This is a genomic window from Paracoccus sp. BR5-17 (assembly GCF_055693925.1).
Map to the genome: position 1 here is coordinate 2745184 of NZ_JBVFUV010000003.1, position 12587 is coordinate 2757770.

Sequence of the window (12587 nt, forward strand, 5' to 3'; positions counted from 1 at the left end):
GGATGACCGGGCCCCGCTACGCCGAACTGCAGGTGACCTCGCCCTTCTCCTTCCTGCGCGGCGCCTCCTCGGCCGAGGAGCTGTTTGCCACGGCGGCGATGATGGGCATCGAGGCGCTTGCCGTCACCGACCGCAACACGCTTGCGGGTGTTGTCCGGGCCTGGGAAGCGGCCAGGGCCACCGGCGTGCGGCTGGTGGTGGGCTGCCGGCTGGACCTCGGCTGCGGCATGGCGCTGCTGGTCTATCCGATCGACCGGGCGGGCTACGCCCGGCTCTGCCGCCTGCTGACGCTCGGCAAGTCCCGCGCCGGGAAAGGCAAGTGCCATCTTGAGTGGTCAGATGTCGCCGAGCACGCCGAGGGGCTGATCGCGGTTCTGGTGCCGGACATGGCCGACGACACCTGCGCGCTGCGCCTGCGCCGGCTGCGCGATGTCTTCGGCGACCGCGCCTATCTGGCCCTGACCCTGCGCCGCCGCCCCAATGACCAGCTGCGGCTACATGAGTTGTCGAACATGGCCACCCGCCTGCGGGTGCCGACGGTGGTGACCAACGACGTGTTCTATCACGAACCCGCCCGTCGCATCCTGCAGGATGTGGTCACCGCCATCCGGCATAATACCACTGTCGAGGCCCTGGGCCTCCGCCGCGAGCGCCATGCCGACCGGTATCTGAAGCCGCCCGTCGAGATGCACCGGCTGTTCTCGCGCTACCCGGAGGCTCTGGCGCGGACGGCAGAGATCGTGGCCCGCTGCCGCTTCTCGCTGGATGAGCTGCGCTATCAGTATCCCGAGGAGCGGGACGACCCAAGCCTTACCCCGCAGGAGACGCTGGAGCGGCTGACTTGGGAGGGCGCGGCCTCCCGCTATCCCGAGGGCGTGCCCGACGAGGTGAAGGCGTCGCTGGCCCATGAACTGCGCCTGATCGGCAAGCTGTCCTACGCCCCCTACTTCCTGACCGTCCACAGCATCGTCCGCTTTGCCCGATCCCGCGGCATCCTCTGCCAGGGCCGCGGCTCGGCTGCGAACTCGGCCGTCTGCTATGTGCTGGGCATCACCGCCATCGACCCGGGCCGCAACGACCTGCTGTTCGAGCGGTTCGTGTCCGAGGAGCGACGCGAACCCCCCGACATCGACGTGGACTTCGAGCACGAGCGCCGTGAGGAGGTGATCCAATGGGTTTACGCCACCTACGGCCGCGACCGGGCCGCGCTGTGCGCCACGGTGATCCGCTACCGGGCCAAGGGCGCGCTGCGCGATGTGGGCCGCGCCATGGGCTTGCCCGAGGATCTGATCCAGACCATCTCCGGCCAAATCTGGGCCTGGTCCGAGGAGGGGGTCAGCGAGGCGCAGATCCGCGCGCTGAACCTGGACCCCTCGGACCGGCGCCTGCGGCTGACGCTGGATCTCGCCCGTCATCTGATGGGCTTTCCCCGGCACCTGTCGCAGCATCCGGGCGGGTTCGTGCTGACCCAGGACCGGCTGGACGATCTGGTGCCGATCGAGCCTGCCGCCATGGCGGACCGGCAGATCATCGAATGGGACAAGGACGACATCGACGCGCTGCGCTTCATGAAGGTCGATGTTCTGGCCCTGGGCATGCTGACCTGCATGGCCAAGGGACTGGCCTTGATCAAGGACCACAAGGGCGTCTCCTACGATCTGGCCACCATCCCGCCCGAGGACCCGCGCACCTATGCGATGATCCGCAAGGCCGACACCTTGGGCACCTTCCAGATCGAGAGCCGGGCGCAGATGGCCATGCTGCCGCGCATGAAGCCCCGCACCTATTATGACCTGGTGGTGCAGGTGGCGATCGTGAGGCCCGGGCCCATCCAGGGCGACATGGTCCATCCCTATCTGCGCAGGCGCGAGGGGCTGGAGCCCGTGGAGTATCCCACCCCGGAACTGGAGAAGGTGCTGGGCAAGACCCTGGGCGTGCCGCTCTTCCAGGAACAGGCCATGCGGGTCGCGATCGAATGCGCGGGCTTCACCCCGGGCGAGGCCGATATGCTGCGCAAATCCATGGCCACCTTCAAGTTCACTGGGGGCGTGTCTGCCTTCAAGGAGAAGCTGGTTTCGGGCATGGTGGCGCGCGGTTACGCACCCGACTTCGCCGAGCGCACCTTCCGCCAGCTCGAGGGCTTCGGCTCCTACGGCTTTCCCGAAAGCCACGCGGCATCCTTTGCGCTCGTGGCTTATGCCAGTGCCTGGCTGAAGTGCTGGCACCCGGATGCCTTCTGCGCGGCGCTGCTGAACAGCCAGCCGATGGGCTTCTATGCGCCGGCGCAGATCGTTCGCGACGCGCAGGGCCATGGCGTCGCCATCCGGCCCCTTTGCGTCAACGCCTCCCGCTGGGACTGCACGCTGGAGCCGACGGGCAGGCCCGAGGACGAGGGCAGGCGGTTTGCGGTCCGCCTCGGGCTGCGGATGATCAAGGGGCTGGCCAACCGCCATGCAGCCGCCATCGTCGCGGGACGGGCGGACCAGCCCTTCGCCTCGGTCGAGGATCTGTGGCACCGTGTGCGCGTGCCGATCGCCACCCTGACCCGCATCGCCGAGGCGGACGGGTTCCGGCCCAGCCTCGGGCTCAGCCGCCGCGAGGCACTCTGGGCGCTGAAGGGGCTCGGGCCGGAGGAGCTGCCGCTGTTCGCCGCGGCGCGCGAGATGTCAGACAGACAGGAGGATGAGACCGCAGCGGAAGCGCAGGAGCCGGCCATTGCGCTGAGGCCGATGACAGACGGGCGCGAGGTCGTCGAGGACTACGGCCGCACCGGCCTCAGCCTGCGCCGCCATCCGGTGGCGTTCCTGCGGGAGAGCCTAAGTAAGCGGCGGATGCTGACCTGTGCCGAGGCCATGGCGGCCCGCGACCGCACCTGGTGCGCGACGGCCGGCCTGGTGCTGGTCCGCCAGCGGCCCGGATCGGCCAAGGGGGTGATGTTCATCACGATCGAGGACGAGACGGGTGTCGCCAACCTGGTGGTCTGGGCGAAGGTCTTCGAGGCGCATCGCCGGATCGTGCTTGGCGCAGGCATGATCGGCGTGCAGGGACGCATCCAGCGGGAAGGCGAGGTGGTGCACTTCGTGGTGCATCGCATCGAGGATCTGTCGCGGGAACTGGCGAGCGTCGGAGAGCGCAGGACGGCGTTCCCGCTCACCCAAGGGCGCGGCGACGAGGGGCCGACCGCGCCGGAGGGGGACATCCTGCCCCAGGCTCCCCAGCCGCACGACATCTTCATCCCGGACCTGCATCTCGATGCCATCAGGGTGAAGGGGCGGGATTTCCGGTGAGCATGAGGCACGGGGGCGCAGCCCCTCAAGTAGCGCAGTCGTCCGGCGCTTCGAGCGGTGTCAGGTTGCCAAGCGACGTGTGCGGCCTGACGGCGTTGTAGCCGTAGCGCCAAAACGCGGTCTTGCGGCGAGCATCGTCCAGAATGTCAAAGCTCTCCTCGTTCAGCAGTTCGTCACGCAGACTGCCGTTGAACGCCTTGATGAGGGTGACAGCGGCGGAAGTAGAAGACCTGACCTCGGCGGGTAATGCGGAGGCCCACATGTCGGATGCCATCGGCAGGACAGTTTCGCGGGAATTCACGGATTTATGGCTGGGGCGGTAGGATTCGAACCTACGGTACACGGTACCAAAAACCGATGCCTTACCACTTGGCCACGCCCCAACTGTGGGTGGGTGAATAGCCAAGCGAAGCGGGGGGTGCAAGACGAAAAATGCCGAATCTTGTGCCCTTTCGCCTGCCGCATTATGCGGCCGGGATGGAACAGGTGGATCTTCTCATTCTGGGGGCGGGCGCGGCGGGGTTGTTCTGCGCGGGGACGGCGCTGCGGCCCGGGCGGCGGGTGATGGTGCTGGATCACGCCCCCCAGCCGGCCGAGAAGATCCGCATCTCGGGCGGGGGGCGGTGCAATTTCACCAACCTCGCGACGGCGCCAGACCGCTTCCTGTCGCAGAACCCGCGCTTTGCGGCAAGCGCGCTTGCCCGCTTCACCGCGCGGGATTTCGTGCGGCTGGTCGATCGCGCCGGCATCGCCTGGCACGAGAAGGCGCAGGGGCAACTGTTCTGCGACGGCAAGGCCACGCAGATCACCCGAATGCTGCTGGACCGCATGGCGGGGGCCGAGTTGCGGCTGGAAACCGCACTGCAGGCGGTTCGCCACGATGGCACCGGCTTCGTGGTGGACACCTCGGCCGGGGCGATCCGGGCAACCGGCCTGGTGGTGGCCACCGGCGGCAAGTCGATCCCCAAGATCGGCGCCACCGGCCTTGCCTACGACATCGCGGCGCAGTTCGGGCTGCGGCTGGTCGAGACGCGTGCCGGGCTGGTGCCCCTGACCTTCGCCGAACAGGAACTGGCGCTGTCCCGCCCGCTCGCCGGCGTGTCGGTCGAGGCGCGGATCCGCCATCGTGGCGGCCAGTTCCGCGATGCGTTGCTGTTCACGCATCGCGGCCTCAGCGGGCCGGTGATCCTGCAGATCTCCAGCTTCTGGCAGCCGGGCGAGACGCTGCAGATCGACCTGGCGCCCGATCAGGATGTCGCGGCCCTTCTGAAGGCGGCAAAGTCCGCGGGCGGGCGCACCCTGGTCGCATCGGCCCTGGGCCGGTTCCTGCCGTCGCGGCTGGCCGCCGCGATCTGCGACGAGACCGGGCTGGCGCAGGCCCGGCTGGCCGACCAGCCGAACAGCCGGCTGGACGCCATCGGGGCGCGGGTGAACCGCTGGCAGATCCGGCCCGTGGGCACCGAGGGCTATCGCACGGCCGAGGTGACGCTGGGCGGCGTCGACACGCGCGACCTGGACGCGCGGACCATGCAGGCGCGCGCCGTGCCGGGACTGTTCTTCATCGGCGAATGCGTCGATGTGACGGGATGGCTGGGGGGCTACAACTTCCAGTGGGCCTGGGCATCCGCCGATGCCGCGGGCCGGGCCGACTAGCCCATCACCGGATCGGCCTTGGCCAGCCTGTCGAACGCCATCAGCGAGGCGATCAGGGCCGGCATCCGCTCCAGCGGGATCATGTTCGGCCCGTCCGAGGGCGCGCGGTCGGGATCCTCGTGCGTCTCGATGAAGACGCCCGCCACGCCCAGCGCCACCGCCGCGCGGGCCATCACCGGGGCGAATTCGCGCTGGCCGCCCGATGACCCGCCCTGCCCGCCCGGCTGCTGCACCGAATGGGTGGCGTCCATTACCACAGGATAACCCGTGCGCGCCATGATCGGCAGCGACCGCATGTCGGCGACCAGGGTGTTGTAGCCGAAGCTGACGCCACGTTCGGTCAGCAGGATCCGGTCGTTCCCGGTCGAGGCGACCTTGTCGGCGACATTGGCCATGTCCCAGGGGGCCAGGAACTGCCCCTTCTTGACGTTGATGACCGCCCCGGTCTTGCCCGCCGCCAGCAGCAGGTCGGTCTGGCGCGACAGGAAGGCGGGAATCTGGATCACGTCCACCACCTGCGCGGCCTGCACCGCCTGCGGGGCGTCATGCACATCGGTCAGGACCGGACAGCCCAGCCGTTCCCGGACCTGGGCCAGGATCTGCAACCCCTCGTCTATGCCCACCCCCCGGCGTCCCGACAGCGAGGTGCGGTTGGCCTTGTCGTAGCTGGCCTTGAAGACATAACCCGCGCCCGCCTTCGCGCAGGCCTCGGCCATGCGCTCGCCGATCATCAGCGCGTGGTCCAGCGTTTCCAGCTGGCAGGGTCCGGCGATGACCACCAGGGGCAGATCGTTGCCGCAGGACAGGTCGCGGATGCGGACATGCCTGGCGGGAGTCATCTGGACGGGGGTCATGTGGATACCTGTTCGCGAAGGATGGATGCGGTCAGCGACAGCATCAGATAGATACCCGAAAAGATCAGGAAGGCCACCAGGGTATTCTGGAATGCCTTCGGATAGGTCGCTTCGTCCGGGGCCACCGGGGCCACGGAAAGCGACAGGTAGCGGACCTGCTTGTTGGCCTCGATCCGCGCGGCCTCCATCTGCGAGGCCGCCGCCGCCAGCAGTTCCTGCCGCGTCTGCAGCTCGCCCTCGGCGATCCGCAACTCACCCGAGATCAGCGCCAGAGAATTGCGGTCCTGCCCGCCGCGGGTCAGCTGTTCGCGCGTCCGGGCGATCATCTCCTCGAGCCGGGCGATGTCGCCGCGCAGGCCGGCCACGCGGCTTTCCAGCGGTTGCGCGTTGGACAGGATCTGCCCCAGTTCCAGCCGCTTCGTCGCCAGCTGCGTCTCGAGCGCCGCGATCTGGTTCATCACCACCGCCCCCTCGGCCACCGGGTCCAGGACGCCCAGCGTCTGCTGCAATTCCTGCACCCGGCGCTGCGCGGCCAGAACCTTGGCCTCGGCGTCCTGGTAGATGGCGATGGCGCCCTCCATCTGGTCGTCGCGCAGGCGCGAGGTCATCTGGTCCACCTGTTCCTCGGCATAGGCGATGAGCGCCAGCGAAAACTCCTGGCTGAGCCGCGGATCGGGGGCGATCACCGCCATGTCGATCATGCCTTCGGTGGGATCGTAGCCGATCTTCACCGATTTCCGGTACAGTTCGAACATCGCCTCGTTCGTCGCCCCGGGCGGCAGGCGCTTGATCGGGTCGATGGCAGGATCCTGATAGGCCTGCCGGAAGCCCTTGTCGGCGTCCAGCCGCAGCATCGCGTCGCGCGAGGTCAGATAGCTTTGCACCGCCACCGAATCGGCGTTGGTTCCAAGCTGCGACCCGCCCAGAAGGCCGCCCAGCCCGCCTGCCGCCCCGGCCCCCTGGCCTTCGGCCGACTGGATGCGGAACTGCGATTCGGTGGCGTAAAGCGGGGTCGCGACGACGAAGTAATACCAGGCCGCCGCCGCCGTCGGCAGGATCACGAAGACCAGCAGGCGCAGGGCCAGCATCCCCAGCCGCCGCCGCCGGCGCCGGGCGATGTCCTGCTGGATCCGGAAGATCTCGGCGGCGCGGCGTTCCTCGGTCAGAACCTCCCGGGCGGGAAGATCGGGACGCGGCGGCGTCCGCGTGGCGGGGGCCGGCGCCTGCTTGCGCGGCATGATCGCCGGGGCGTTCGCGGCGGGCTGCGACTGGGTGCGGCTTCCCTCGCTGGACAGGATCTGCCCCAGGGCCGCGCGGTGCGAGGGGTCGATGCCCCTCTGGCGCAGGCGCAGGACGGCCTCCTCGTCCGAGGCGACGGGGATCTGGTGCAGGCTGGCGATACGCCGGGCGATGCGCAACTGCCGATCCGACAGGTTTTCGCGGCGCACCTGGGCCAGCTGCGATTCCAGGTCGTCATCGGCGGGGGCGGCGGGTGCCGAGGGCGGGACCGGGGCCGGGGAGGTCGTCGCGGCGGGGCCGACATGGGACAGACCGTCATCGACCGGATCGGTGCGCATCAGCCGCTCTCGCAGGGTGTCCTGCGGCGCCGCCTCCGCCGGGGCGGGCCGCCTGCGGACCGCAACGCGAATGTCGGCATCGGCAGAGGACGCCCCCGGCCGGACCGATTCCTCGGCCGAGACGTGATAGCGGCGGACCTTAGGCGGTGTAGTCATAATACTGTTTCGCCTCGGCAAGGGATTCGAAATGGTAAAGCCGCCCATCCCGCAGGATGGCCGCGGACCGGCAGAACTTCTCGATCGTGGCGGGCTGGTGGGACACGATCACCACCGTCGATGTCTTCAGCCGGTCGTAAAGCACGGCACCCGCCTTGCGGTTGAACTCGACATCGGTCGTCTGCGGCATCCCCTCGTCGATCAGGTAGATGTCGAACTCGAGCGCCAGCAGCAGCGAAAAGGTGAACCGCTGCCGCATCCCGGCTGAATAGGTCCCGATCGGCCGATCGAAATATTCCGCGATGTCGGTCAGCCAGCGGGTGAAGGCCGACACGTAGTCGGGATCAAGCCCATAGATGCGGGCGATGTAGCGGGCGTTCTCGTTGGCGGAATGCTTGCCCACGACGCCGCCCATGAAGCCCAGCGGAAACGAGATCCGGCAGCCGCGCCGGATCGTCCCCTCATCGGGCTTTTCCAGCCCGCACATCATGTTGATGAGGGTCGTCTTGCCGGTGCCGTTCGGGGCCAGGATGCCCAGCGAATTGCCCGGTTCGACCCGGAACGAGGCACGGTCGAGGATGATCTTGCGCCGCGTCCCCGTCCAGTAGGACTTCGAGACATTGTCGAACTCCAGCATCCCCACGTCCCGCGCGTCCTCCGCCGACTCAACCCTTAGGTGCAGCAGAAGGGTCTGTCCACATCCTCGTTGGTGATGCACGTCGGCGCGTCGCTTGTCACCCTTCAATCCCCGCGTATTTTCACTATCTGTTCTGGATGCAGACGCTTGAACAGTCGATCCGAAACTGCCGCCTTTGCGCGCCGCGCTTTGCCGCGACCGCCACGGCCCATGAACCCCGTCCGGTGACCTGGTTCAAACCCGATGCCCGTATCCTTGTGGTCGGGCAGGCGCCGGGGATGCGGGTGCATCTCAGCGGGCGGCCCTTCACCGATCGTTCGGGCGACAGGCTGCGGGACTGGATGGGGGTCGGCGAGCCCGTCTTCTATGACCGCGACCGCATCGCCATCGTGTCGATGGCCTTCTGCTTTCCGGGCTATGACGCGCGCGGGTCCGATCTGCCGCCCCCGCCCCTCTGCGCCAGGACCTGGCGCAGCCGGGTGCTGGACGAACTGCGCCCGCGCCTGACCCTGCTGGTGGGCGGCCACGCGATCCGCTGGCACCTGGGGCTGCGCGACGTGACCGGCGCCGTGGCGGGCTGGCGCGACCACGCGCCGGCGGTCTTTCCCCTGCCCCACCCGTCCTGGCGCAACACCGGCTGGCTGCGCCGCAACCCTTGGTTCGAGACGGACCTGCTGCCGGCGCTGCGCGCGGCCGTGCGGGCGGAACTGACGCGCAACGACTAGCGTCCAGGCCCCGTTGACAGGCGGCACGGGCCGGGCCATGCCCGTGGCCATGAACGACATCCAGATCGCCCGCGCCGCCCGCAAGCTGCCCATCGAACGGATTGCCGCAAGGCTGGATCTGGCCGAGGGCGACATCCTCCGCTATGGCCCCGACAAGGCCAAGATTTCGCATGACGCGCTGGCGCGGCTGGACGGGCGGCCGCGCGGCCGGCTGGTGCTGGTGACGGCAATCAACCCTACCCCGGCGGGCGAGGGAAAGACCACGACCACCGTGGGCCTGGGCGACGCGCTGAACCGCATCGGCAAGCGCGCCACCATCTGCATCCGCGAGGCCAGCCTGGGGCCGAACTTCGGCATGAAGGGCGGGGCGGCCGGCGGCGGCCATGCCCAGATCGTCCCGATGGAGGAGATGAACCTTCACTTCACCGGAGACTTCCACGCCATCACGGCAGCCCACAACCTGCTGGCGGCGATGATCGACAACCACATCTACTGGGGCAACGATCTGGACATCGACACCCGCCGCATCACCTGGCGCCGCGTGATGGACATGAACGACCGCGCGCTGCGCGACATCGTGGTGGGGCTGGGCGGCGTCTCGAACGGCTTCTCGCGCCAGACCGGCTTTGACATCACCGTGGCCTCGGAAGTCATGGCGATCCTGTGCCTGGCGCGCGACCTGGACGACCTGCACGCCCGGCTGGGGCGGATCGTCGTCGCCTACACCCGCGACCGCAGGCCCGTCACCGCCCGCGACCTGAAGGCCCAGGGCGCGATGACGGTCCTGCTGCGCGACGCCTTGCAGCCGAACCTGGTCCAGACGCTGGAAAACAACCCGGCCCTTGTCCACGGCGGCCCCTTCGCCAACATCGCCCACGGCTGCAACAGCGTCATCGCGACCGACGCCGCCCTGCGCCTGTCCGACTATGTGGTGACCGAGGCGGGCTTCGGCGCCGATCTGGGGGCCGAGAAGTTCCTGGACATCAAGTGCCGCCTGGCCGGCCTCTCTCCCTCGGTGGTGGTGCTGGTGGCGACCATCCGCGCGCTGAAGATGAACGGCGGTGTCGCCAGGGACCAGCTGGGGGCCGAGGACGCGGCGGCGGTGACGCGCGGCTGCGCCAACCTGGGGCGCCATATCCAGAACCTGCGCGGCTTTGGCCTGCCGCTGGTCGTGGCGCTGAACCATTTCGATGGCGACACGCCGACCGAACGCGCGGCGCTTCAGGACTACTGCGCCCAGCGTGGTGTTGCCGCCGTCCCCTGCCGCCACTGGGCCGAGGGGGCCGCCGGGGCCGAGGATCTGGCCCGCCAGGTGGTGGACCTGGCCGAATCCGGGCAGGCGGATTTCAGGACGCTCTACCCCGATTCGATGCCGCTGTGGCAGAAGATCGAGACGATCTGCACCCGCATCCACCGCGCTGCCCGGGTCGAGGCCCTGCCGGGCGTCCTTGCCCAGCTTGAGGCATGGGAAGCCGCCGGCCACGGGCACCTGCCGGTCTGCATTGCCAAGACGCAGTATTCCTTTTCGACCGACCCCGACCTGCGCGGCGCGCCCGAGGGCCATGTAATCCCGGTGCGCGAGGTGCGGCTGAACGCCGGCGCGGGCTTCGTGGTGGCGATCTGCGGGCAGATCATGACCATGCCGGGCCTGCCCCGCCATCCTGCCGCGGAACGCATCGGCCTGAACGACCTGGGCCAGATCGAGGGGCTGTTCTAGGCCGCCAGCGGCACCAGCGGCGTCGGCGCGTGTCTGTGGCCATGAAGGACGACATGCAGCGCCACCAGCGTGCCCAGCGTGGGTCGCAGCGCCGCAAGATCCTGGTCGGCCGTGCCGAAGCCGATCCGCGCCGGAAAGGATCCGTCCGGCCTCTGGCTGGCGATGACGTCGGACAGCATAGGCATGGCGTCGAAATCCGGGTCGATCAGGCACAGCCCGTAAACCATCTGCACCAGCGGCAGCAGCCTTGCCCGGCGCTGCGCCCAATCGGCGAAGCGCAGGCAGTTGGCAAAAGCCTCGCCATAGACGCGCGGATGCGAGAACCGCGCGCGGCGCGTCCCGAAGTCATAGCTGAGGGCAAGCAGCTCGCAGAAGGACGCGATGATCCGATCGTCCAGATCCTCGTCCGCGACGGGACGCCGCAGGACGGCCTCGACCTCTTGCAGCAGATGGCGGTCGGGCCGGTCGGTCATCGCCAGCCGGGCGGTCAGCGGCAGCCGCCCCGTCAGGACCACGCTGCCACGCAGATCGCGGGGAAGAAACCGCATGAAGGGCCTGCAGCAGGACCCCGAACTTTCGCCGGCGTCCTGGAAGGCCGTCAGGAACCGCGCGTGCATGTCCGGGGTCAGGTGGCCGCCGATGAAGGTCTCCAGCGGCACCTTGCTGCCTCGCAGATCCGAACAGACCCGCGCGGCGCAGGCAATGTCGGGCAGGTATTCGGCCAAGGCGGCAGTGGTGCCGTCGTCGGGCTGTGCCAGGCGCCCGATCTGGTTGCGCAACCACTGCTGGCTGCGCGCGCCAATCAGCGTCAACAACTGCGTGCAGGCAGGATCCTGGGGCATGATCGCGCTCCTCCCGAAGCCGGTTTCCTGATTAGACCCCGGCCTGACGGATTGGCAACGCTCGCAGGCGGTTTTGGTGGCGCTTCTTGTCGAAAATGCGATGAAAACTTGCACGGCCGGCGCAGGGATCCGGCGCCGCTGTGGCCTGATCCCGGCCAATTCTCGCCTACTTGGGCGGACCGTCGCCAACGTCCGGGCCGCTGGACCGGCAGGAGGTCAGTGTTGTGGAGGGCATAAATTGTCCACTGGAACTGCTTAAGTCATTATTTTAATAAGCGTGGACCTACACAGTGGCGGAGATCCTGTCCATTTTACCGGCCTAGGGTCAGGACTCACAACCAGAACATGACGGTTGCGGCGATGCAGATGGCGGAGAGGAAGAGCTCGCCGCATCTGTCATAGCGGGTCGCGATGCGGCGCCAGTCCTTGAGACGGGCAAAGAGGTTCTCGATCCGGTGGCGCTGCCTGTAGAGCTTGCGGTCGTGGCTGGCAGGGTTTCGGCGCCCACGCCGGGCCGGGATGCAAGCTGCGATCCCCCTGTCCTCAAGCGCCTGACGGAACCAGTCGGCGTCATAGCCTTTGTCGGCCAACAGCGTCCTGGCGGGAGGCAGATCACGCAGCAGGGCCAGCGCACCTTTGGCGTCGCTCATCTGTCCGGGTGACAGGAAGAAGGTCAGCGGCCGCCCCAGCCCGTCGCAGATCATATGCAGCTTCGAGTTCAGGCCGCCTTTGGTCCGCCCGATGGCCCGCGGCCGAGTCCCCCTTTGAGAGGCTTGCCGCCGTCCGGTGAGCCTTGAGGTGCGTGCTGTCGATCATGATGACATCGCCATCCGGCCCCGGGCGTGCAAGCTCGACAAAGATCCGGGCAAACACACCCAGGCGCGACCAGCGTACGAACCGGTTGTAGAGCGTCTTCGGCGGCCCGTAGACGCCAGGAGCGTCCTTCCACTGCAGCCCATTCTTCTTGACGTAGATGATGCCGCTCAACACCCGCCGGTCATCCACGCGCGGCTTGCCTCGGGATCTCGGAAAGAACGGCCGCAACCGATCCATCTGCGCCTCGGTCAGCCAGAAGTGCTCGCTCATCTCATGCCCCCATCTTTGGGAGCTTGAATCATGTAGCCCGCGCAACCTCAAAC

The 12587-nt window shown here is 68.3% G+C and carries 9 protein-coding genes, 1 tRNA gene and 1 pseudogene; 4 read left to right on the forward strand and 7 right to left on the reverse strand.

Annotated elements, in window-relative coordinates; translation table 11 throughout:
• Positions 1-2 precede the first annotated feature (2 nt).
• Positions 3-3287, forward strand: a complete 3285-nt coding sequence (locus ACZ1HC_RS15185; protein ID WP_472700701.1) for an error-prone DNA polymerase — start codon at positions 3-5, stop codon at positions 3285-3287.
• Between the two features lie 6 nt (positions 3288-3293).
• Here the strand turns inward: ACZ1HC_RS15185 and ACZ1HC_RS15190 are convergent.
• A pseudogene (locus ACZ1HC_RS15190) lies at positions 3294-3489 on the reverse strand (integrase core domain-containing protein); the annotation flags it as partial.
• Positions 3490-3595: 106 nt separating this feature from the next.
• Positions 3596-3670 (reverse strand) — tRNA-Gln (locus ACZ1HC_RS15195).
• A 94-nt stretch (positions 3671-3764) separates the two neighbouring features.
• Here ACZ1HC_RS15195 and ACZ1HC_RS15200 point away from each other — a divergent pair.
• The gene (locus ACZ1HC_RS15200) at positions 3765-4940 is read left to right on the forward strand and encodes a BaiN/RdsA family NAD(P)/FAD-dependent oxidoreductase (RefSeq protein ID WP_472700864.1); all 1176 of its coding nucleotides are present in this window, start codon (positions 3765-3767) and stop codon (positions 4938-4940) included.
• On the opposite strand, the gene kdsA is transcribed toward ACZ1HC_RS15200, so the two are convergent.
• Genes kdsA through ACZ1HC_RS15215 form a run of 3 tightly spaced genes read right to left on the reverse strand, consistent with a single transcriptional unit; the run spans position 4937 to position 8164 of the window.
• On the reverse strand, positions 4937-5794 hold the full coding sequence (gene kdsA / locus ACZ1HC_RS15205; RefSeq protein WP_472700702.1) for a 3-deoxy-8-phosphooctulonate synthase: 858 nt from the start codon (positions 5792-5794) through the stop codon (positions 4937-4939). The genes ACZ1HC_RS15200 and kdsA overlap by 4 nt on opposite strands.
• The gene (locus ACZ1HC_RS15210) at positions 5791-7527 is read right to left on the reverse strand and encodes a KpsE/RkpR family capsule polysaccharide export protein (RefSeq protein WP_472700703.1); all 1737 of its coding nucleotides are present in this window, start codon (positions 7525-7527) and stop codon (positions 5791-5793) included. The genes kdsA and ACZ1HC_RS15210 overlap by 4 nt, the downstream gene beginning before the upstream one ends.
• Positions 7511-8164 carry an ABC transporter ATP-binding protein gene (locus ACZ1HC_RS15215; protein WP_472700704.1) on the reverse strand — a complete coding sequence of 218 codons (654 nt, stop codon included), beginning with the start codon at positions 8162-8164 and terminating at the stop codon, positions 7511-7513. Before ACZ1HC_RS15215 ends, ACZ1HC_RS15210 begins: the two co-directional genes overlap by 17 nt.
• Positions 8165-8301: 137 nt before the next feature.
• Between ACZ1HC_RS15215 and ACZ1HC_RS15220 the strand changes: the two genes are divergently transcribed.
• Both ACZ1HC_RS15220 and ACZ1HC_RS15225 read left to right on the forward strand, forming a co-directional pair.
• Positions 8302-8889 (forward strand): uracil-DNA glycosylase family protein, encoded by a 588-nt coding sequence (locus tag ACZ1HC_RS15220; protein ID WP_472700705.1) that lies wholly within the window; start codon positions 8302-8304, stop codon positions 8887-8889.
• Between the two features lie 37 nt (positions 8890-8926).
• Positions 8927-10606, forward strand: coding sequence for a formate--tetrahydrofolate ligase (locus ACZ1HC_RS15225; RefSeq protein ID WP_472700706.1), 1680 nt, complete (start codon positions 8927-8929; stop codon positions 10604-10606).
• Here the strand turns inward: ACZ1HC_RS15225 and ACZ1HC_RS15230 are convergent.
• Both ACZ1HC_RS15230 and ACZ1HC_RS15235 read right to left on the reverse strand, forming a co-directional pair.
• Positions 10603-11448, reverse strand: coding sequence for a hypothetical protein (locus ACZ1HC_RS15230; protein ID WP_472700707.1), 846 nt, complete (start codon positions 11446-11448; stop codon positions 10603-10605). The two genes, ACZ1HC_RS15225 and ACZ1HC_RS15230, sit on opposite strands and share 4 nt — an antisense overlap.
• A 332-nt stretch (positions 11449-11780) precedes the next feature.
• Positions 11781-12534 (reverse strand): IS5 family transposase gene (locus ACZ1HC_RS15235; RefSeq protein ID WP_472699348.1). Its coding sequence is split into 2 segments (ribosomal slippage): positions 11781-12197 and positions 12199-12534, totalling 753 coding nucleotides; the frame shifts between segments, so codons are not numbered across the junction.
• Between the last annotated feature and the right edge of the window lie 53 nt (positions 12535-12587).